The 20,552-nt window shown below is 50.3% G+C and carries 21 protein-coding genes; 19 read left to right on the forward strand and 2 right to left on the reverse strand.

The features are described 5' to 3' along the window. Positions 1-6 precede the first annotated feature (6 nt). The 4 genes from AC0YNS_RS12415 to cysK all read left to right on the forward strand — a co-directional run bounded on the left by AC0YNS_RS12415 (position 7) and on the right by cysK (position 3,701). Positions 7-426, forward strand: a complete 420-nt coding sequence (locus AC0YNS_RS12415; RefSeq protein WP_475781300.1) for a DUF350 domain-containing protein — start codon at positions 7-9, stop codon at positions 424-426. 173 nt (positions 427-599) lie between these two features. Further along, the gene (locus AC0YNS_RS12420; RefSeq protein WP_475781301.1) at positions 600-1,145 is read left to right on the forward strand and encodes a hypothetical protein; all 546 of its coding nucleotides are present in this window, start codon (positions 600-602) and stop codon (positions 1,143-1,145) included. A 288-nt stretch (positions 1,146-1,433) separates the two neighbouring features. Beyond that, positions 1,434-2,762, forward strand: coding sequence for an MFS transporter (locus AC0YNS_RS12425; protein WP_475781302.1), 1,329 nt, complete (start codon positions 1,434-1,436; stop codon positions 2,760-2,762). Between the two features lie 21 nt (positions 2,763-2,783). Continuing rightward, positions 2,784-3,701, forward strand: coding sequence for a cysteine synthase A (gene cysK / locus AC0YNS_RS12430; protein WP_475781303.1), 918 nt, complete (start codon positions 2,784-2,786; stop codon positions 3,699-3,701). Positions 3,702-3,842: 141 nt separating this feature from the next. Here cysK and AC0YNS_RS12435 read toward each other — a convergent pair whose 3' ends face one another. Beyond that, complete coding sequence (locus AC0YNS_RS12435; protein WP_475781304.1) at positions 3,843-4,916, reverse strand: CotH kinase family protein; 1,074 nt, start codon at positions 4,914-4,916, stop codon at positions 3,843-3,845. 93 nt (positions 4,917-5,009) lie between these two features. Beyond that, positions 5,010-5,690 (reverse strand): hypothetical protein, encoded by a 681-nt coding sequence (locus AC0YNS_RS12440; protein WP_475781305.1) that lies wholly within the window; start codon positions 5,688-5,690, stop codon positions 5,010-5,012. A gap of 447 nt (positions 5,691-6,137) precedes the next feature. Between AC0YNS_RS12440 and AC0YNS_RS12445 the strand changes: the two genes are divergently transcribed. The 15 genes from AC0YNS_RS12445 (at position 6,138) to AC0YNS_RS12515 (ending at position 20,546) form a co-directional block, all read left to right on the forward strand. After that, positions 6,138-6,743 (forward strand): DUF6897 domain-containing protein, encoded by a 606-nt coding sequence (locus AC0YNS_RS12445; protein ID WP_475781306.1) that lies wholly within the window; start codon positions 6,138-6,140, stop codon positions 6,741-6,743. A 369-nt stretch (positions 6,744-7,112) separates the two neighbouring features. Continuing rightward, positions 7,113-7,778: a DUF2642 domain-containing protein gene (locus AC0YNS_RS12450; protein WP_090977246.1), complete on the forward strand. Its 666-nt coding sequence runs from the start codon at positions 7,113-7,115 to the stop codon at positions 7,776-7,778. A 116-nt stretch (positions 7,779-7,894) separates the two neighbouring features. Next, the gene (locus tag AC0YNS_RS12455) at positions 7,895-8,119 is read left to right on the forward strand and encodes a hypothetical protein (RefSeq protein WP_475781307.1); all 225 of its coding nucleotides are present in this window, start codon (positions 7,895-7,897) and stop codon (positions 8,117-8,119) included. A 17-nt stretch (positions 8,120-8,136) separates the two neighbouring features. Then, the gene (locus tag AC0YNS_RS12460; RefSeq protein WP_475781308.1) at positions 8,137-8,559 is read left to right on the forward strand and encodes a spore coat protein; all 423 of its coding nucleotides are present in this window, start codon (positions 8,137-8,139) and stop codon (positions 8,557-8,559) included. 225 nt (positions 8,560-8,784) lie between these two features. Next, complete coding sequence (locus AC0YNS_RS12465; RefSeq protein WP_090977785.1) at positions 8,785-9,276, forward strand: Lrp/AsnC family transcriptional regulator; 492 nt, start codon at positions 8,785-8,787, stop codon at positions 9,274-9,276. 13 nt (positions 9,277-9,289) lie between these two features. Continuing rightward, on the forward strand, positions 9,290-10,507 hold the full coding sequence (locus AC0YNS_RS12470) for an aminotransferase class I/II-fold pyridoxal phosphate-dependent enzyme (protein ID WP_475781309.1): 1,218 nt from the start codon (positions 9,290-9,292) through the stop codon (positions 10,505-10,507). A 108-nt stretch (positions 10,508-10,615) separates the two neighbouring features. Beyond that, the gene (locus AC0YNS_RS12475; protein WP_475781310.1) at positions 10,616-10,828 is read left to right on the forward strand and encodes an aspartyl-phosphate phosphatase Spo0E family protein; all 213 of its coding nucleotides are present in this window, start codon (positions 10,616-10,618) and stop codon (positions 10,826-10,828) included. 90 nt (positions 10,829-10,918) lie between these two features. Then, on the forward strand, positions 10,919-12,100 hold the full coding sequence (locus AC0YNS_RS12480; protein ID WP_475781311.1) for an MFS transporter: 1,182 nt from the start codon (positions 10,919-10,921) through the stop codon (positions 12,098-12,100). A 280-nt stretch (positions 12,101-12,380) separates the two neighbouring features. Continuing rightward, the gene (locus tag AC0YNS_RS12485; RefSeq protein ID WP_475781312.1) at positions 12,381-12,956 is read left to right on the forward strand and encodes a cob(I)yrinic acid a,c-diamide adenosyltransferase; all 576 of its coding nucleotides are present in this window, start codon (positions 12,381-12,383) and stop codon (positions 12,954-12,956) included. After that, positions 12,949-13,914 (forward strand): RluA family pseudouridine synthase, encoded by a 966-nt coding sequence (locus AC0YNS_RS12490; RefSeq protein ID WP_475781313.1) that lies wholly within the window; start codon positions 12,949-12,951, stop codon positions 13,912-13,914. The genes AC0YNS_RS12485 and AC0YNS_RS12490 overlap by 8 nt, the downstream gene beginning before the upstream one ends. A gap of 41 nt (positions 13,915-13,955) precedes the next feature. Continuing rightward, complete coding sequence (locus AC0YNS_RS12495; RefSeq protein ID WP_475781314.1) at positions 13,956-14,318, forward strand: arsenate reductase family protein; 363 nt, start codon at positions 13,956-13,958, stop codon at positions 14,316-14,318. A gap of 31 nt (positions 14,319-14,349) precedes the next feature. Further along, positions 14,350-15,555 carry an aminotransferase class I/II-fold pyridoxal phosphate-dependent enzyme gene (locus AC0YNS_RS12500; RefSeq protein ID WP_475781315.1) on the forward strand — a complete coding sequence of 402 codons (1,206 nt, stop codon included), beginning with the start codon at positions 14,350-14,352 and terminating at the stop codon, positions 15,553-15,555. A gap of 24 nt (positions 15,556-15,579) precedes the next feature. Then, entirely contained in the window at positions 15,580-16,491 is a 912-nt protein-coding gene (locus AC0YNS_RS12505; protein WP_475781316.1) for a 5'-3' exonuclease, read from the forward strand. Between the two features lie 228 nt (positions 16,492-16,719). Continuing rightward, positions 16,720-19,434, forward strand: coding sequence for a glycoside hydrolase family 2 protein (locus AC0YNS_RS12510; RefSeq protein ID WP_475781317.1), 2,715 nt, complete (start codon positions 16,720-16,722; stop codon positions 19,432-19,434). Between the two features lie 26 nt (positions 19,435-19,460). Further along, entirely contained in the window at positions 19,461-20,546 is a 1,086-nt protein-coding gene (locus AC0YNS_RS12515) for a Gfo/Idh/MocA family protein (protein ID WP_475781318.1), read from the forward strand. Positions 20,547-20,552 lie beyond the last annotated feature (6 nt).

Here is a 20,552-nt window from a genome sequence, read left to right on the forward strand (position 1 = left end):
TTCGAGATGGAACATGAAATCGACGAATTGCTCAGCAATCAATTTGCAGCCTCGCTTGCTTATGTTTCGGTGACGGTGCTGGCGCTGCTGGTTTTCTTGTATTTCTTTGAATTTGTTACCCGTTATAAATGCTGGCAAGAAATTAAACGCGGCAATTTGGCAGTAGCGATGGCGACAGGAGGCAAAATCTTCGGGATTTGCAACTTGTTCCGCTTCTCCATCGAAGCCAATGAAGGCGTGTATCATAGCTTGGTGTGGGCGACATACGGGTTCGCTCTGCTTATTGCTGCTTATTTTTTATTTGAATTTCTGACACCTGTGTTTCGTATTGATGAAGAAATTGAGAAGGACAATCGGGCGGTAGGTTTCATTGCCATGGTTATTTCGATCTCGCTTTCTTACGTCATTGGTGCCACAGTTGCCTAATGTACAGCATCATTCTTGCATGATCACGAAACGTATACGAAACTCATTAACGGCTCGGAGGCTCGACCGATGAAATATTTATGGGGAACTTTATTTGCATTAGCCGCGTTATTTGTTATTTTTGGCGTTTTTTACTTACTACAATAATTGCGAAATAGAAAGAAGGAATCGGTATGAGCGATAAACATGAAGAGCAGCCAATATGTCCATGGTGCCACACTGAAATTGTATGGGACGAAGAAATCGGTCCGGAGCGTAATTGTCCGCACTGCGATAATGAATTGTCAGGCTACCGGACGCTGACGCTTGGCGGCGCAGAGCCGGACGAGGAATTGGACGATGAAATCGAAGAGGAAGCGGACCTGGACGAGGACAGCTGGGATGAAGATGAAACCCGTGACCTGTCTGATCTAAGGCCGTATAATCGCGATCAGCTCGCTCTGGAAGAGACGATGGCGCGTATTCTGGATGAACAGCTGGAAGCGCCGGAATGTCCAACGTGCCGAGAGTTCATGCTAGAGGCCGGCACACAGATTATCACGCAAGAACAGTTTAAACCTAGAACACCTGCGGCGCTCGGAGAAACGATTGTTTCGACACCGTTCCAGCTGCAGCTCTATGTATGCCCGTCCTGCTTCCATACGCAGAACCGTCTCTCCGTACAAGATCAAGAGCGACTGGTTCAACTGCTGACCAAAGCAGTGGATCTGGAAGACTAGACTAGGGCTTGTAGGAGCTCATATCTGATTAGATGCTGCATTTCCTGCAACATTTAACTGTGAAATACCATTGGGCCTCTAATTTGTTGTACTTTGTGCAACATTACGCTTAATAAACATCTCATATATGCGAATTTAGAGGGATGCTGCAATCCGAACCGTATCATCTGCCTTTTCAGTATGTGGAAACTTCTTGTAATTCAGCCTGTTCCGGCATGTTAGGTCTCTAATGGGGGCAACTTACGCCTAGAAAGCTGCAGCATCATGCAGCAGGCGGGAGGGGTTCTGTTGGAGCAAGGCAAACATGCTGTACAATCACGTTGGTTCGCGGGAAAATCCCGGGAGAAGCTGCGGACTGTATCGGGTGGAGGAAATAAACGTGATTCTACTAGCAGCCATTTGGACAGCCAAGCGATAATACTGCTTGCCGTCCAAGCGCTGCTTGGCACCGCGAATGCGCTGTCCGGCACGTTTCTGCCGGTTTATCTATGGAAAGCGAGCCAATCCTTCGCGTTAATCGGCTGGTTTAATTTTACGCAGTTTATAGTAAGCGGACTGACGTTCTGGCTGGCCGGCAAATGGGTGAAGGAGCATAACAAAATGAACAGCCTCCGGCTCGGCGTCGCGCTGTCCGGAGTTTTCTATTTTGTCGTACTCATGCTGGGGAAGTCTGCGATAACGTATGTCGTCCCGCTTGGCATGTTGATTGGCATCGGAAATGGCTGCTTCTGGCTCGCCTTTAATGTCGTCTACTTCGAAATTACGGAGCCAGGTAATCGGGACCGATTCAATGGCTGGGCGGGACTGCTTGGCTCAGGTGCCGGCATTATTGCGCCTTGGATTTCGGGCTGGCTGATTACGGCTAACAGCGGGGAACGGGGTTACAGTATTATTTTCACCGTATCCTCGATTATCTTTGCCGTTGCAGTGGTCCTTAGCTTCTGGTTGAAGAAACGTGAAACCAGTGGGAAGTATGAGTGGTTTCAAGGACTGCGAGTGCTCAAGGAGCGAGGTAATCCTTGGCGTTATGCGGTTCCCTCGATTGTTTCACAAGGCGTGCGCGAGGGCGTATTTATGTTCTTAATCGGCTTGCTCGTCTACATTGCAACCAAGAATGAAGGGAAGCTCGGCAATTTCTCGCTGATTACCTCGCTTGTTGCATTAGTGAGCTTCTGGCTGATCGGACGCGTCATGAAACCGAATCGAAGAAACATGGCGATGCTGATCGGGGCTGTTGCCATTACGGCTGTTATTGGCGTATTATTCTGGCCGACCAGTTATCGCACGCTGCTCATCTGGGGTCTAGGAACGGCACTCTTCATGCCGCTATATATCATCCCGATGACTTCGGCTGTATTTGATCTCATTGGCAGCGATGAGGAAAGCGCGCGGCAGCGAGAGGAGTATGTCATTCTTCGTGAGGCCGGTTTAACCGTGGGCCGAATCATCGGTGTCACTTCTTATTTGCTAATCTTACCGTATATAAACCGTTCCCCCTATATTGTTCCATCACTTATGCTGATCGTAGGAGCCTTTCCGATTATAGGCTGGTGGCTGATGCGGTCCGTGCTGGGGAGGGTGAACGGCAATCAAGAACGAGCCTCTTCGCGAGGCTGACAATGGAAGGTAGGGCTGGGTATGCCCCGTATTGTAAATAATGTAACGGATCTGATTGGCGATACGCCGGTCGTTGCGCTCCGCAGGCTGAAGGAGCCGGGAGCGGCGGAAGTGCTGGTGAAGCTGGAGCGATTCAATCCGAGTGGAAGCGTGAAGGATCGAGCGGCATACGCGCTAATCGAGGCGGGAGAAGCGAATGGGACACTGAAGCCCGGTGCCACAATCATCGAGCCGACCAGCGGGAATACCGGCATCGGACTCGCTATGAATGCGGCGGCGAGAGGTTATAAGCTCATTCTGGTCATGCCGGATAACATGACAAAGGAACGAATCGGGTTGCTGAAGGCTTATGGCGCCGATGTTGAACTGACGCCGGCTGCAGAGCGAATGCCTGGTGCGATCAAACGAGCTTTCGAGCTGCAAGCAGAACGTCCGGGGAGCTACATCCCGAATCAGTTCGAGAATCCGGCTAACCCGGCGATTCATCGCAGCACCACCGCACAGGAAATCATCCGCCAAACCGAAGGACGTCTCGACGTCTTCGTTGCAACGGCGGGAACCGGCGGCACGATTACGGGAACCGGTGAGGCGTTGAAAGCTGCGATTCCGGGACTTTATGTAGCCGTTGTGGAACCCCTTGGGTCACCGGTCTTGTCGGGCGGCAAGCCGGGGCCTCATAAACTTGTCGGCACCAGCCCCGGATTCGTTCCAGCTATTCTAAATACTTCCGTCTATGATAAAATCGTTCAGGTGTCCGATGACGACGCGATCGAGACGATGCGTCGGTTAGCCCGCCAAGAAGGGCTGCTCCTAGGTCCTTCCTCGGGAGCTGCCGTTTGGACGGCAATGGCGGAAGCCCGCCGAATTGGAGATGGCAGGCGTGTACTTTGCATCGCCCCGGATAGCGGCGAGCGATACTTAAGTATGGGATTGTTTTAGCAGCAGAATGCTGCATTCGAATCCTTGGATTCGAACGCAAACCAATCAGCTTAGCTGAATGTTCCCGTCTGAATAACGTACGCGAACATTCAGTTTGAAGAATGCTGCAACGAAGCTAAGCTTCTTAGCAGATCATTCTTCCTAATCCACCCAATTATTAAGCTCATCTAACACAATGGCCCTGCGTTCTTCGATATAGCTGATAAACAATTGCGGCTCATCATCGAAGGCGTATAAGGGCCATTTTCGCGTGAAATCATCTCGAATGGCGGGTCTTAAGTTTTCGTACAAGTCGGCGATGATCGGCTCGATGGTTTTGACCGTAAATTTATTCGCGAGTAGATTGGTTAAGATTTTACGATAGATTTGTCTGTGCGATTTGTAAGCCAATACCTTCTTCGTAAGCGTATTATATCCTCTAACGTCCACTAAATCGCTTCCGCACAGTCTTCCATAGCAGTTGCGGCCCCATGTCCCTTCATAATCCCACGGAATGATGCGGTACTTTCCACTCTTGGTATGCTCATACAGAGCGTAGTTCTGATCAAACCCATCATAATTGCCCGTCAAAACAGCACCAGCCAGCCATTTCAAATATAAGTAGATATCGAGGCGATAAGCAAGATAGCTCTTCAAGGAGCTGTTCGCGGGATTGTTAATCCGTTTCACGAAATTTACGAGCTTCGACTTGGTTTCATCGGATCCTTTCATCACTCGGTAGCCGTCAAAGAGTGATTCTTTCAACTCGCCGGTTTCCGAGTCGTAGAGACCGAAGTTCGCTTTATCGTTGACCGCGTAGATTAAGGCTTGCGAACCGATGTTTCTTCTTCGGAAGAACGTATCATCAACCGATTCAATTTCCAAATAAACGCCGTGCGGGTAGCCGTTCCATTCCAGCCACATATGTCTGGTTCTTGGCGAGGGCACGTTGATCATATTGAAGAAATGGAAGGAGAGCGCATTCCGAATCATAGAAGGATCATCGACTTCTGCATTCCAGTGCAAAATTTGATTATTTCCATAATGAATTTCATATGATTTCTTCGGATAATTGCGGGTGTGACCGCCGCGGAATCGCAGCTTTGCATCTATCGTCTTTCCGTTCATCTCCAGCTTTACGGGAGCAAATTCATTGCTCCATACATTGGATTCCAGCCTCTTCAAATCCTCGTTGTTGATCGTTATTTTTCGAGTAGGCAGTCCTTCCCCGGACATTAGACCATCTCCTTAGGCAAAAGATAAAGCCTATCGCATTCGATAGGCTTCAGCTTATTTACACTATGCGGGTAGATGTCTATTGGTCACAGATTATCTGCGGCCGGAGCCGTTGGAACCGCGTGAACCTTGGGAACCGCCGGTGCCACGAGATCCATTGGAACCGCGAGAGCCTTGGGAGCCGCCAGTGCCACGGGAGCCGTGTGAACCGTGTGAACCGTGTGAACCTTGGGAACCGCGTGAGCCTTGGGAACCGCCGGAGCCACGGGAGCCGTTGGAACCGCGTGAGCCTTTGGAACCGCCAGTGCCGCGGGATCCATTGGAACCGCGTGAGCCTTGGGAACCGCCGGAGCCACGGGAGCCGTTGGAACCGCTAGAGTTACGTGAGCGGACTGCTACCGGGCCAAGCAGCAACGCGTAAGAATAGCCCCAGGAGCCATTGGTATCTTGTGTTGGCTCAGCGCCAGCCCAACCGTATGATCCGTTGGAGCCTTGAGTACCGCCAGTGCCTTGGGAACCTTGAGTACCGCCAGTACCTTGGGAACCGCGCGAGCCGTTAGTACCGCGTGAACCTTGGGAACCGCCAGTACCGCGAGATCCGTTGGAACCGCGGGAGCCTTGAGTACCGCCTGTCCCATGAGATCCATGGGAGCCATGGGAACCGCCACTGCCGCGCGAACCGTTAGAGCCGCGGGAACCTTGAGTACCGCCAGTACCTTGGGAGCCGCGAGAGCCGTTGCTTCCTTTTGTCGATTTATTGTTGTTGTTGGACAATTGAGAATTCATCTCCTTATTAATAGATTCTATACAAGCTATGTCGCGAATCTAGTAATCGGACTGGGTCATATGCTTAATCTTATAGAAAATAGATATCAATCTAGTACCGCTCACATATGGGATACATATAAATACATTATAAATTGTCTCCCATGATAGATTTCACCGGGGCAAGTAATGGAGGGATGAATGTCGAAGCGAGATGGATGAACCGGTATTTTGGTAGTCGTGATCGTAACGTAATTTGCGCCGGTGGTCTACGTGGTACAGGTCAAAATCTATTAATTATGGAGGGATTTTGGTATGGATGTCAGAAACAATGCAGTTAGCTACAAACCATTTGGAGCGAACCAAGTGGCGGGAACAAACTCATGTTGCGACAATAACAGAAGCCACAAAAGCCACAAGAGTCACAAAAGTCATCATTCGGGAGGTCACAATTTCTTGGAAGCTCAAGTAGGTATGATGGTTCGCATTAACCGCGGCGGTCCTGAGTCGGTAGAAGGTCGTTTACTCGCTGTGAAACAAGGTTACCTGGTTCTGAAAACAACAGGAGGCGTAGTTTATGTCAGCACAGCTCACGTAAAAAGTATTACAGATCTTCCTGGCGGCTCCACAGGTTTATCCCACGCTAAATTTATTGAGGCAGGCAGCTTTGTAGGTGTCCTTCGCGATCTGACTAAGAAATTCGTTCAAATTAACTGGGGTGGACCAGAACGCATCGAAGGCTTCATCGCTGGTGTTGGCAACGATGCATTGCTGCTCGTTGTAGGTCCTGAATTGGTTCAAATCCCGTTGTACCACATCAAAACGGTTAAAACCGCAGGTATTTACGCAAGCGGCGGCAGCAAAGGCAGCAAAGGCAGCAACGGCAGCAAAGGTAACAGCAGCGGCGGATCCGGTGGATCCGGCGGATCTGGCGGAAGCGGTGGAAGTGGAGGAAGCGGTGGAAGCGGCGGAAGCGGCGGCAATCGTTCCGGACGCAACAACGCAACGAAGAAAGCTGGTAAAAAAGGAAACAAAAAAACACGCTACTATGGTGGTAAATAAGGCTGATTGCAAGCCGGGGCTAATGAATTCTGCCAGCCCCGGCAGCAGCCTTGCTGTACCTCTCATTGTCATGCAGTACTAGATTTACACATGCCATTCATCTGTTCTTCTATCGTACTTGCTGCACACACTCTACCAGGGCTGCTGTATCTTATTTTCCGTACACAAATACCTAACCGTATCTCGGGAATGGCAGCTGGTAACGATTTGGCATTTAAGGTTGTCGTCGCAGCCCGGGCTGGGTTCTTCCTATGGATCCGGCCTAGGGGTGCCGATCGAATAAAGTTGTCATCCCGGCAGGACTGCTTGCCAGTCTACGCTGTCTATATGCATGAACGCAATTAATAGGATGAAAGGAGGTCGATTTTCATGAAACATCGTCACCCTTTATTAGACCGTTATGTCGAGCTTGATATTTCGGGAAAAACAATTCCTATTCGCGGTAAATTAATTGATATAGGTCAAGATATTCTCGTGCTTCATAACGGTACGCAATTTCTGTATGTTCCTTTAATCCATTTGCAGCAGCTCCGTCTTGCCAAAAGTGAAGCCCAAGAAATCGATGTACCGGAACTTCCTTTCGAACCGCAAAATGATCCCATCTCCTATCGTAAAGTGCTGATGAATGCCAAAGGGATGTTCTCTGAGCTTTATATCACCGGGAATCAGTCTATCCATGGCTACCTCACGAGCGTGATGAATGATTTCTTCGTCTTTTATTCACCCGTCTATCATTCCGTCATTATTTCACTGCATCATCTTAAATATTTAATTCCCTACAATCCTAACGTGACACCGTACACATTGACCCCGGAGCAGTTTCCGCTTAAACCATCTCCAATTACACTGGCACGTACGTTTGATCAGCAGCTGAGGAAACTCATCGGCGAGTTCGTCATTCTGGATCTCGGCGAGAACCCGAATAAGATCGGTGTCCTCAAAGGTCTCGATCAAAATATGATCGAACTATCGACAGCGGGCGGGAATGCGGTATATTTGCACTTCGATCACGTAAAGACGGTTCATCTTCCCTAACATGTTTCAACATCGGCTTCTTCCCCTGCAAGCGGAGAAGCCGGCTACATAGGAAATGATTATTGCGGGAATGGTATTCGAGTAAGGCACGATATGGAAATTCAGGAGGGAACACAATGCTTCAGCCGATAACTGCCAAAGAATTGGAGTATGTAGCGGATTCGTTGTCAAACGAAGATTTGCTCATCAAACAAAATGCGGTCATGGCCGCTTCGGCGACTACACCAGCGTTAAAGCAAGCAAGTATCCAAATGATTCAGACCCATCAGCAGCATACACAAATGCTGCTTCAAGCGCTCAGTCAGCACCAGCAGCTGGCACCGACTCAGCCACAAAATTAATTAAAAGGAGGAGCAGCATGTTTCAACAACAAGGACAAGCCCAGCCGATATTGTCAGATGAAGACTTGGCTTACACGGTTTTAGCAGACCTCAAGCGCGTTGTGCGCGAGTATGCAACAGCAGCCACTGAAGCAAGCTGTCAGGAAATTCGACAGTTGTTCACCAATTTAATGAACAGCACACTGCAGATGCAGGGACATCTCTATAAAATCATGGAGCAAAACAATATGTACAGCGCCTCCTCAGGTGCACTGCGCCAAGAAATTGACAAGCAACTGAAGCAAAATCAACAAACCGCACAGAAGACGCAGCAGTTTCTGCAGCAATTGAATCTGGGGTATGGCGGTTACCGCAGCGCACCGGTTTACGGACAGTACCATCCGCCTCAGCCTGCCAATCAAAGTCCAGGGCCGGGAAATTCCAATCCGTATTATATGTAATTTCCATGCCCTATAGCTGTCAAACACAAGAGCTGCCGCGAAATGCGACAGCTCTTGCATTATTTTCCGGTTGACGACTGATAATAGTTGGTCAAAGTAGGCGGGCTGCCGCGCTTTTCTACTTTGCAGGATGCTTGGATTCGTTGTAATATAGTCTTTATAGCTATTTCGCATCGCAGGCTTGTAAGCTTTGCGGACGATTTGAAGAATCAGGAGGGTTTGACGATGAATGAACGGAAAATGCAAATACTTGAACTGCTGAAAGAAGATGCAAGACGCAGCGCGGAACTGATCGCGACAATGCTGGACGCGCCAGCGGCGGAGGTGAAGCAGGCGATTGCGGAGATGGAGCAGGATCACGTCATCGTCAAATATGCGACCGTTGTCAACTGGAGCAAGGTTGAAGATGAGAAAGTAACCGCACTTATTGAAGTCCAAATTACGCCAGAACGCGGCCGCGGCTTTGAAGGCATTGCGGAACGCATTTATTTATATCCGGAAGTGAAATCGGTTTATCTCATGTCGGGCGCCTATGATTTGCTCGTTGAGGTGCAAGGGAAAACGCTTAAAGACGTCGCTTCCTTCGTATCCAATAAGCTGTCCCCGATCGATGCCGTACTTTCTACCAAGACCTTTTTTATCCTCAAAAAATATAAGCAAGACGGCATTATATTCGAAGAGCATGAGGACGACCACCGTCTTCTCGTCTCACCGTAAAGGGTGATTGCTTATGATAAAAGATGAAGAGAAGCAAAGCGGCACGCTGACGCGCCGCACGTCGATGGCTGATTATTTGTCTCCGCAAGTGAGAGGCATTAAACCTTCCGGTATCCGTCGGTTTTTTGACTTAGCAAGCGGTCGTAAAGATATTATTACACTTGGTGTCGGTGAGCCTGACTTTGTAACGCCATGGCATGTGCGCGAAGCATGCGTCTATGCGCTTGAAATGGGCAAGACCCAATACACCTCGAATGCGGGAACACCGGAACTCCGCGAAGAGATCGGGATCTACATGGATCGTGAATTCGATGTGGCTTATAACCCTGCGAATGAGATTCTCGTGACTGTAGGCGGAAGCGAAGCAATCGACTTGGCACTGCGTGCATTGATTTCGCCTGGCGATGAAATCTTGGTTCCTGAACCTTGTTACATTTCCTACTCTCCGATTACTGCGCTAAGCGGCGGAGTGCCTGTCGGGGTAGAAACTTTCGCGAAGGATCAGTTCAAGCTGACGGCTGAATCGCTCCGAGCAGCGATTACGCCTCGCTCGAAAGTGCTCATCCTCTGTTATCCGAGCAATCCAACAGGCGGAATCATGACGTATGAGGATTGGCTGCCGATCGCTAAAGTCGTGGAGGAGAACGATCTTATCGTTATTTCCGATGAGATTTATGCCGAGCTTACTTATGGATCGAAGCATGTCAGCTTCCCTTCGATGCCGGGTATGAAGGATCGTACCATTCTGGTCAGCGGCTTCTCGAAGTCGTTTGCAATGACGGGCTGGCGGATCGGGTATGCATGCGGCCATAGTGATCTGATCTCGGCTATGCTGAAGATTCATCAATACACGGTTATGTGCGCATCGAACATGTCACAAGTGGCAGCGCTTGAAGCGCTTCGCAACGGCATGGATGAAAAGAACCGTATGGTGGAATCTTACAACCAACGTCGTCGACTCGTTGTGCAAGGATTCCGGGAAATTGGATTGCAATGCCATGAGCCGCAAGGCGCCTTCTATGCATTCCCATCCATAGCCGGACTTGGCTTGACATCAGAGGAATTTGCTACGGGACTGCTGAACGATCAGAAGGTTGCGGCGGTGCCAGGAGATGTATTCGGACTTGGCGGAGAAGGTCATCTGCGCTGCTCCTATGCAACTTCCGTGAGCCAAATTACGGAAGCAATAGAGCGTATTGGCAACTATGTGAGGAAACTTAAGGGAAATTAAAATAGGTATACTCATTTTTGTCAGACTTTGTTATAATTTAATAAAACTTTATAAACGCAATGCACAAGCGTCGTTAAGTTTTGTTGAGTGATGACAGGAGGGATGGCCATGACTTGTGCGAAAACGGGTCTTAAGCTTGTGTCCTCATCATCTATACGCCGATTGGAAGACGAAATATATGCGCTGCGCATGAAGATGGAACAGTCTTATGTCGAAGAAGCGACATTCGGCTCTGAGAAAGTGATTGACTTAAGCCGCCGTCTGGATAAGAAGATAAATGAATATATGCAATTCAGAAGAAGCTGGGCGCAACAGTCGTAATGACTCTTACCACTGCTTTTTCACCTGAGAAGGGGTCCTGTACAGGACTTCTTTTCTTTTTTGCAACTTGAAGAGGAGTTAAGATTTGCGATGAAATCACCTGCTAACTTACGAATATTCAATTTTTTGTATTTTGCATTACTAGCTATGTTTATTTCGTTTCTGCCGGTGTATCTGGATGCTCAAGGACTTGCTGCGACGAAGATCGGGTTTATTATTGGCACAGGGGGCTTTGTTTCCCTCTTTGCTTCCCCACTCTGGGGAATGATTAGCGATCGTACGAAGACAATTCGAAAAGTATTGCTGCTGCTTATCTTCTGCTCCACTATTGTGGGGTACATGCTCTATGCCTCGGGCAGCTTTATACTGCTTGTCGTCTTTACGATGCTGCTCTACTTCTTCTTACTGTCGATGGATCCCCTAACGGAAAGCTTGAATTTCCAAACGGCTGAAGCCAGAGGCGTCAGCTATGGTTCTATTCGGACGTTCGGCGCCTTGGGTTATGCGGTAATGTCGCTGGCCGTTGGTTATGTCATGAAGTATTTCGGTGTTGAAGGAATGGCACCGCTCTTCGGCGTCATCGGCGTGATCAGCTTCATCATATGTTTCACGTTAGCGGACGCACCTGCTGCCAGCAAGCCGGTGAAACTGAAGAAGCTCGGACAATTTCTCACCCACCGAGAAACGCTGATGTTCCTCATTCTAATCTTTATTGCGGCTGTTCCATCGCGAATCAATGATACGTATCTAGGTGTCTATTTGCGAGCGCTGGGCGGTGGCCCGGAACTGATCGGACAAGCATGGTTCCTCGCTGCCGGGACTGAAATTCTTGTGTTTGCCCTTAGCTTCTGGTGGATGCGCAAGGGCAGGGAGCTTGCGCTGATCGCATTTGCCAGCCTATTCTACTTTGTGCGTTTCTTCCTATCGGCTTGGATTACAGATCCGCATATGCTGGCTTATTTGCAAGTGCTGCAGATCTTTACGTTCCCGATTTTCTATACCGCAGCCATTCAATATCTGTACCGCATTGTTCCCGAGGAGTGGCGTGCAACAGGCCAAACCGTGCTTGCACTTCTGTTCTTCGGCGTATCCGGCATCGTCGCCTCTTACGCAGGCGGATGGTTATATGAGTCGGTAACCGGTCAAACCTATTATTTGATCATTGCTGGCCTGTCATTCTGCGCCTTGTTGTTCAGTCTAGTACTGCTTTCCATATATGGGAAGAAGCAGAGGACTGGCCCGCAGGAAATGAGCGCCAACTGGTCGGAATGATGTCTGCTGTTCTGACATATGTGCTATAGTGGAGCTAAATGCGTTTCACGACAGTAATGCGATTAACAGGTCGCTGCGCGTGCGGATCATTGTTACGATCGCTGTTGTCCCTCGGATTTCTATGATTATGTAACTGATTTATCGGTTGAAATCCGACTGACAAAGGCGAACGCTGACGCTTCTACACAACGATTCCGCCCACTCCGCTACTGAGCTCGGCAAAACATCGTAACACTTATTTAGGTGTTGAGGTGGGACGAAAAATAGGATGGTGAGCACCTTGAAACTATATACACGTACCGGAGATAAAGGAGATACATCGGTCAAAGGCGGCCGAGTTCGTAAGGATGACAGCCGGGTTGAAGCTTACGGAACGGTTGACGAACTGAACAGCTTTGTCGGTCAGGCGGCTGCGATTGCCGTTCGTGATGGGTTGAACGAGCTCGCTGCGGAGCTGACAGAAATTCAGCAGGAGCTGTTTGACTGCGGCTCGGATCTGGCCTTCGCGGATCCGAGCGGACGCGATTTGAAGCTGACCGATGCGTCAGCTGCTCGGCTGGAGAGCTGGATCGATGCGCATACGGCGGCGTCGCCGGAGATTAAGCGATTTATTTTGCCCGGGGGCAGTGAAGTATCTGCTCTGCTACATGTGTGCAGAACGGTATGCCGAAGAGCGGAACGGCGCATCGTGACTTTGACGGCAGAAGTACCGGTGCACCCGCCGGTAAGTACGTATATGAACCGGTTGTCGGACTATTTCTTCGCGGCTGCACGTTTCGCGAATGTGAAGCTCGGCGTACCGGATACCGAATATATTAGGAGCGCGGACGTGTTTCGCACCAAGAGCAATGACTAATGCCGTCTATTATGAACCACTCACCTTAGTTATCGAAGAAGAGGACAATGGCAAGATCGTCCGCAAGGTGCTGGAGCGCAGAATGGGCGTTTCTCGTAAACTGCTGTCACGACTGAAGCAGACGGAGCATGGAATCACCATTAACGGAGAACGTGTTTATACCAATGACCGCGTGACTAGTGGTGACCTGCTCGAGCTTCGGATGGAGCAGGAAGAGTCGAATGATATTTTGCCGCAGCCGATGGAGCTCGATATTGTTTATGAGGATCGGGATCTGCTTATCGTGAATAAGCCGCCCGGAATTGTAGTGCATCCCACACAGGGGCATTACACGGGGACGCTGGCTAACGGGGTCGTTTATCATTGGAAGCAGCGCGGGGAGCGCGTTCGGTTTCGCCCCATTCATCGCTTGGATGAGGAAACATCAGGACTTGTCGCGATCGCGAAGACGCCTTATATTCACCAGCAGCTCTCGGATCAGCTTCAGGCCGGTGAGGTGGATAAACGGTACCGGACTTACGTGTACGGCAGTCCAGCCGAGGAAGCGGGAACCGTTCATGAACCGATTGATCGGGATACAGTCAATCCTCATTTGCGCGTCGTAACGCCTGATGGTTATGATTCGATTACGCATTACGAGGTAGAGTCGGTATACGGAAGCGGCGCTGCAACGAAGCTGAATATTAAGCTGGAAACAGGCCGCACGCATCAAATTCGTGTGCATATGAAGCATATTGGCTGTCCGCTGCTCGGGGACAAGCTGTATGGGTATGCAGGCGAGGGCAAGGAAGCTGAGGCGCCGGAGGTGGCAGCTTCGCTGGAAGCCTTACTGCAGCGGCAAGCGCTGCATGCTGCGATTTTGTCATTTACGCATCCGATTACGAAGGAGCGAATGACGTTTGAGGCGGCGCTGCCGGAGGATTTGCGGCAGTTGGAGTCAGAGCTTCGGAAACTATAACGACTACGATAACAACCATGAACTGGAGATAGAGGTACGCCATGAAGAAGCTTACAATCTACGAATATCCGAAATGCGGCACCTGCCGCAGTGCAATCAAGACGCTCAAAGGAATGGGCTATGAACTCGAGTCGCACAATGTGTTTGAAACGGCGCCTTCCGTGGAGACGCTGCAAACGATTATTGCCAATAGCGGCCTGGATGTGAAGAAGTTCTTCAACACTTCAGGCGAAGTGTACAAGGAGCTCGGACTGAAGGATAAATTGCCGGGAATGACGGAGCAGGAGAAGATTGAGCTTCTTGCCTCGAACGGCAGATTGATTAAACGGCCTGTCGTTACGAACGGCAGTACGGTTACGGTAGGCTTCAAGGATGAGGAATATGATCGGGTTTGGGGCAACTAGCGGCGCAGAGAGCTAAGGAGGTACTCGTCAGGTGACAACTACGAAAGAATGGCGTGCGGATCGATTGTCTGAGCTTGGCTCGTCTATATTTGCCGAGGTGGCTGAGTGGAAACGAGAGGCCGTGCGCCTTGGGATGAACGTCATTGATCTTAGCATCGGCAGTCCGGATTTGCCTCCCTCGCTGCCGATCCGGCAAGCATTAAGCGAAGCCGTGCTGCGTGAGGATGTCTATGGATATCCAGGCTCCAAGGGGAGTGTGAAGTTTCTCCGTCAGGCAGCCGATTGGCTGGCGTATCGATTCGGCATTGAAGTCGATCCGGAGCATGAGCTGCTGTCGCTTATGGGCTCGCAGGATGGACTGGGACATTTGGCTCTATCACTGTGCAATCCGGGAGATATTGCGCTGGTTCCTGATCCGGGTTATCCGGTCTATATGGCTGGACTTGCGGTTGCTGGTGTGGAGCCTTATCGGATGCCGCTGCTTGCAGAGAATCGGTTTCTGCCTGATTTTGATGCCATCCCCGAAGAAGTATGGAAGAGAGCCAAGTTTATGCTGCTCAATTATCCAAGCAATCCGGTCTCGGCCGTTGCGGATATCCCATTCTTCGAGCGCGCTGTTTCTTATGCCAAACGTCATGGAGTATTGATCGTACATGATTTAGCTTATTCGGAGATGGCTTTTGACGGATATAGACCTCCTAGTATTCTGCAAGTGTCGGAAGCAAGTGAAGTAGCGGTAGAGTTTCATTCGCTATCGAAGAGTTTCAATATGGCGGGATGCAGAATCGGTTTCCTGGCTGGCAATCAGAAGGCGATAGCTGCGCTGCGCGAGCTGAAAGCGAATATCGATTATGGTGTATTTCTGCCTGTTCAAGAAGCGGGAATCGTTGCTCTGCAGCAGGATATGCTAGGGGATCAACCATCGGTAGGAGCTCTCTATGAGACAAGGCGTGACGTATTCATTGAGGCGCTTCGTGAGCAAGGATGGGAGATTGCATCACCTAAAGCTACGATGTTTATTTGGGCGAAGCTGCCTCCTATGCAGTGGCAATTGTCGGAGCCTTGGACATCGCGTCGCATTTCCCGGGAAATGCTCGAACGGACCGGAGTTGCTGTAATTCCCGGAGATGCCTTTGGCGAACAAGGGGAAGGTTATGTCCGAATTGCTTTAGTTGAGAAGGAAGCGCGACTTATTGAGGCTGCTGAACGAATCGGGAGATTCATCAGAGGCGAATAAATGTTATAGGGGAGAGATATGGGGATGCAAGAAACGAACAACCGCAGAGTGCTGCTCGTTGACGGAATGGCGATCTTGTTTAGAGCTTTCTACGCCACGTCTTATACGGGCTATATTCGTAAAACAAGTGCTGGGCTGCCGACGAATGCGGTATACGGCTTTATACAATATTTTTTCGATGCGATCAATACGTTTAAACCGACTCATGTTATTTGTTGTTGGGATATGGGCAGCAAGACGTTCCGAACTGAGCAGTTCGCGGATTATAAGGGAAATCGGGGCGAGGCACCGCTCGAGCTTATTCCTCAATTTGATTTGGTCAAAGAAGTCGTAGAGGAAATGGGCATTCAGAACGTGGGTGTCGTCGGTTTTGAAGCCGATGATTGCATCGGCACGTTAGCGACGCAGCTAAGCGGTGAAGCAGAGGTCTACGTCCTGACCGGTGACCACGACATGCTGCAGCTGGTAAGTGAAACGGTGAAAGTGGTCATCATGAAGAAGGGTAAGCTGAATTACGCCGTCTACGATTTGGCGTTGCTTCTGGAAGAGAAGCAGCTATCGCCGAGCCAGGTCATCGACCTGAAGGGCTTCATGGGCGATACAAGCGACAATTACCCCGGCGTCAAAGGCATCGGCGAGAAAACAGCGCTCAAGCTGATTCTCGAATATCAATCAATCGAAGGCGTACTGCTGAACCTGGATAAGCTGCCTAAAGGCGTTCGTGGTAAAATCGAAGCGGATCTTGATATGCTTCACCTGTCACGAGATTTGGCGACCATTCGCCTCAATGCGCCGGTACGCTGCGAACTGTCAGCTTGCTCTTGGCAGATCCAACACGAAGCTGCGACACGTAAATTCGAAGAGCTTGAGTTTGGTGGTCTCGTTAAAATATTAGAAGGTCATCCGACCTTCAATTTGGATTTATTTTCGGTATAGCGATGTCTATAGAAGCCGCGGAGCGTCAGGAATTTGGATGCTCGGCGGCTTTTTTGCTTGCAATCAGAATGGAAATGACTGCTTGACAGACAAAAATCTCCCATGCTAGTCTGTAACCGCTACCAACTTGGGGGGACTCAGGCTATCGGAGGGGTACGAAGGAACAGCGAGATTGGATTTAGTAACGGCTTTACGTAAGATCATCGAAGGCGAAAGGGTGAGTGATACATGCTGCAGCAATCGGTAAAATTGACGGAAAACTGGAAGCTGTTGTTTGATTTTGACCATCAATATGGAAGTCCTGAAGAGGCGATCGCCGCGGGCGTATGGCAGGAAACGCAAGTGCCCGGCTGTTGGGATGTGCTGACGGATAACAAGCTGGCGGACGGAGCTGTATGGTATAAGCTGTCGTTTGAGGCGTCTGCCGACTGGCATGAGCAAAGAACGGCATTTGACTTTGAAGGTGTGAATTATTTCTGTGAGATATGGCTGAATGGGAAGCGGATTGGCGAGCACGAGGGAGGATGGAGCGGCTTTCGCATCGAGACAGGCGAAGCATTAAACGCAGGCGGAACGAACGAGCTGCTTCTTCGCGTGTACAAGCAAGGCGACAAGTATCCGCTGCGGCAATGTCTGGCCGGATTTCTGCCGGATGTAGGCGTCATCTTCGGCGGGATATGGAAGCCGGTTGAGCTTGGTGTCATTCCGGTAGGTGAGCTTGCGGATGTATTCGTTCAAACACTGCCGGGCACGGAAACGGTGACTGTCAATTATCGCTTAGAAGGCGGGTCCACTGAGGGGACATGGACGATTCATGCTGTTCTTCATGCGCCGGATGGATCGATCGCAACCGAGGTAACGCTTCCGATAACAGCCGATAACACCGGCGTCATTGAGATTCCGGCCGGAGCGAACATCAAGTTGTGGTCCCCGGAGAACCCAGAGCTGTATAAGCTTTCATTGACACTCGAACGAAACAGCCAAGCGGTAGATCGTTACGAGCATCGATTCGGTATGAAGTACTGTTCCATTGAAGGTGAACAGTTGTTATTGAACGGCCAGCGCATTCATCTCAGAGGTATCCTGCATTGGGGCTGGTATGGCGATCTAGTCGCACCGATACCGGATCGCGAGGCGATTCGCAAGGAATTGCTCCAGCTTAAGGATGGCGGCTTTAACATGGTTAAGCATTGCTTATATGTGCCCGTTCGCGATTATTTCGAGCTAGCTGATGAGCTTGGTTTCGTCATCTGGCAGGAGCTGCCGATGTGGCTGCCTGAGGTAAACGAAGAGTTCAAAGCGCGCGCGTTCTCGCAGTATGAGGCGATCATTAAGGAAATTCGCAGCTACACCTCGATTGGGGTATGGACACTGGGCTGTGAGCTGAACCATGAGGCGGACGCTGAATTTCTGAAAGACCTGTACGAGCAGGCGAAGCGGTTAACCAATGGGGCAATCATACGCGACAACAGCGGTTCAGGCGAATGCTACGGAGGCCTGCTTAAGGAATATGCCGATTTCTACGACTACCATTTCTACACGGACGTTCATTTCTACCCGGATTTACTGAGCCGGTTCGCTTCGCCTTGGCGGGAGAAGAAGCCATGGGTATTCGGGGAGTTCTGCGATTACGATGAGTTTAGGCCGCTTGGTGAGGTGATTCAGCGAAAAGGCGAAAGGCCATGGTGGCTGAAATCCGATCCCACCGTCAACCCTGTAGCACGAGATGCGCGCTGGCAATATCACCGCCAGGATGAGAAATTAGCGATGCTTCCCCTGCCATTTACGGAAGAGGAGCTTACTGCAAACGCACGCGAAAGCGCGTATGTATACCGCAAATCCGTGCTAGAACAAGTTCGAGCGTACCCGCACATCAATGGCTATACGCTGACATCGATTCAGGATTCAGGCCTTGCATCAAGCGCCGTGTTCGATGATTTTGGCGAGTGGAAGCAGCCGCCTGAGCGTTTCCGGCAAATTAATGGCGCGACTATGATTACGGTAACCTGGGATGCACGCAGAAATTGGATCAATGGCGGCGACCGATTGACGACATGGGATCCGAACAACTATGCCCCGGGTGAGGCGATCAGACCGCATCTTGCGGTGTCGCATTATGGAGCGGAAGCAATTCAAGCAGCTATGCTTCGTTGGACATGGATTGTTGACGGACAAGCTGCGAACGAAGGTACGCGTGAGGTCGACAAGCTTCAAGTAGGAGACTTCAAGGAATTGGCTGTTGCGGAATGGACGCTTCCCGAAACGCATACACCATTACAGGTGGTGCTGCAAGTAGAGCTGGAATCGGAAGGGCGTATCGTTGCGACCAACTCGTGGCCAATCTGGGTGCTGCCGAGGGCTGATCGATCTGAAAACCTGCTTGCCGCAATTGCTGTAGATGATGCTAACGGATTGTTCCGTGAATGGGCAAGTCTGCATCCTGCCATTCGTACATGGTCGGAGAACGGCGAAAGCAATAACGATAACGTCCAAGTGCTGCTTACCTCAAGATGGACGGAGAAGATGGACCGCTTCGTCGCGGCAGGAGGCAAGGCACTGTACATAGAGCGAGGATACGGTCCGCTCACTGTTAAGCGTGCGCCATTCTGGCGGGAATCGCTGCAGCTGTTCCATGACCATGCCCTTATGAGCAAATTTCCGCATCAGGATCATACGTCGATGCTGCTGTTTGGACTCGCAACCGATATGGTATTCGACCGTTTGAAGCTTGGCGAGCATAAGCCAATCATGGACCGCTTGGATGCAAGAATATTTGAGCTTGACCGATACATGATCGAGGAGCGAATTGGAGAAGGCATTCGAATTGCGACCACACTGCGGTTGGAAGGTGGTCTCGGCAGCCAGCCTGATGGGCTTGAACGTAATCCGGCGGCACTTTATCTGCTCGATTGTATATTGGATTACTTGCTTCCGTTGAAATAAGATCCCCAAGTAGGAGGGCATGAAGGATGGAAGGACATGGACGTTTTACAGCAATCGGCCGCCAGTACGGCATAGGGATTGTTGGTCTGGGCGAAGGCAAAGGACTCGTAAAGGGATTGGCCGGTCATCCGGAGCTGAAGGTAGTCGCGGTATGTGACGCGAACGAACAGCTGGCAGAAACAATCGCACGGCAATATGCAGTTCCTCACTTTTACAGCTCCCTTGAGGCTATGCTGGCTCGCGAGGATATTGATTTTGTCGCGATCTATACGCCGGATCAAATGCATTTTACCCATATTCGCCAATCGTTTGAAGCGGGCAAACATGTGCTTTGCACGAAGCCGCTCGTCAATTCGTTGGAAGAAGCAAGAGAAGTGCTTGCTTATGTGCGGGCTAATCCCGAGCGTCAGCTTATGGTTGGGCAAAGCTCGCGTTTCTTCGGTCCTATGCAGCATCAGCGCGAGGCTTATGAGGCGGGCAAGCTTGGTACGCTCAGCTTCGCGGAAACGCAGTATGTACACGATATGCGCTGGTTTTACAATGAACGGGCATGGGCACGAGAAGGCGGCTTTGATCTTCTGTTCGCCTGCTGCTCACATCCGGTAGACCTTATTCGCTGGTACATGGGCGATGTTGAAGAGGTTTCGGCGTACAGCAGCCAATCGGATATTGCGATTGCGAACGGGTTTGAGGGTCACGATACATTCGTCATCAATTTGAAATTCAGGAGCGGCAAAATCGGACGCGTGCTAGGTCTCTATGGCTTAGAGCATCTGCACCAGACTCGCCCTTGGATTGAAGTCGCCTTGTACGGAACGAAGGGAACCTTCATCGGCAAATACCCTCAGCTGGAAGCGCAAATCAAGTACGAAGGCGAGAAGGAACGGACGGAGCACTACTTCGAGGATATTTATCACTATTTTCAGTTTGAAGGCGTGAATCATCATGCCGGCGAGTTTGTTAATTATACCGAGCATTTTGCTAGGAACTTGCACCAGGGGACGCGAGCAATGCCGGATGCGGAGGACGGATTCCAAACGATCGCAACGCTGGAAGCCATTCGCCAATCGATCCGTACGGGGAGTCCTGTTCGCGTAGAGGGACGAAGTTAATCCCAC

Source organism: Paenibacillus sp. J22FR21 (assembly GCF_056269135.1).

Bases quoted from the DNA above. Each gene is read 5' to 3' on its own strand.
- AC0YNS_RS12515 (WP_475781318.1), top strand. From the start codon at position 19,461: ATGGAAGGACATGGACGTTTTACAGCAATCGGCCGCCAGTACGGCATA.
- AC0YNS_RS12480 (WP_475781311.1), top strand. From the start codon at position 10,919: ATGAAATCACCTGCTAACTTACGAATATTCAATTTTTTGTATTTTGCA.
- AC0YNS_RS12450 (WP_090977246.1), top strand. From the start codon at position 7,113: ATGAAACATCGTCACCCTTTATTAGACCGTTATGTCGAGCTTGATATT.
- AC0YNS_RS12470 (WP_475781309.1), top strand. From the start codon at position 9,290: ATGATAAAAGATGAAGAGAAGCAAAGCGGCACGCTGACGCGCCGCACG.
- AC0YNS_RS12455 (WP_475781307.1), top strand. From the start codon at position 7,895: ATGCTTCAGCCGATAACTGCCAAAGAATTGGAGTATGTAGCGGATTCG.
- AC0YNS_RS12505 (WP_475781316.1), top strand. From the start codon at position 15,580: ATGCAAGAAACGAACAACCGCAGAGTGCTGCTCGTTGACGGAATGGCG.
- AC0YNS_RS12475 (WP_475781310.1), top strand. From the start codon at position 10,616: ATGACTTGTGCGAAAACGGGTCTTAAGCTTGTGTCCTCATCATCTATA.
- AC0YNS_RS12490 (WP_475781313.1), top strand. From the start codon at position 12,949: ATGACTAATGCCGTCTATTATGAACCACTCACCTTAGTTATCGAAGAA.
- AC0YNS_RS12460 (WP_475781308.1), top strand. From the start codon at position 8,137: ATGTTTCAACAACAAGGACAAGCCCAGCCGATATTGTCAGATGAAGAC.
- AC0YNS_RS12510 (WP_475781317.1), top strand. From the start codon at position 16,720: ATGCTGCAGCAATCGGTAAAATTGACGGAAAACTGGAAGCTGTTGTTT.
- AC0YNS_RS12420 (WP_475781301.1), top strand. From the start codon at position 600: ATGAGCGATAAACATGAAGAGCAGCCAATATGTCCATGGTGCCACACT.
- AC0YNS_RS12415 (WP_475781300.1), top strand. From the start codon at position 7: ATGGAACATGAAATCGACGAATTGCTCAGCAATCAATTTGCAGCCTCG.
- AC0YNS_RS12465 (WP_090977785.1), top strand. From the start codon at position 8,785: ATGAATGAACGGAAAATGCAAATACTTGAACTGCTGAAAGAAGATGCA.
- cysK (WP_475781303.1), top strand. From the start codon at position 2,784: ATGCCCCGTATTGTAAATAATGTAACGGATCTGATTGGCGATACGCCG.
- AC0YNS_RS12495 (WP_475781314.1), top strand. From the start codon at position 13,956: ATGAAGAAGCTTACAATCTACGAATATCCGAAATGCGGCACCTGCCGC.
- AC0YNS_RS12435 (WP_475781304.1), bottom strand. From the start codon at position 4,916: ATGTCCGGGGAAGGACTGCCTACTCGAAAAATAACGATCAACAACGAG.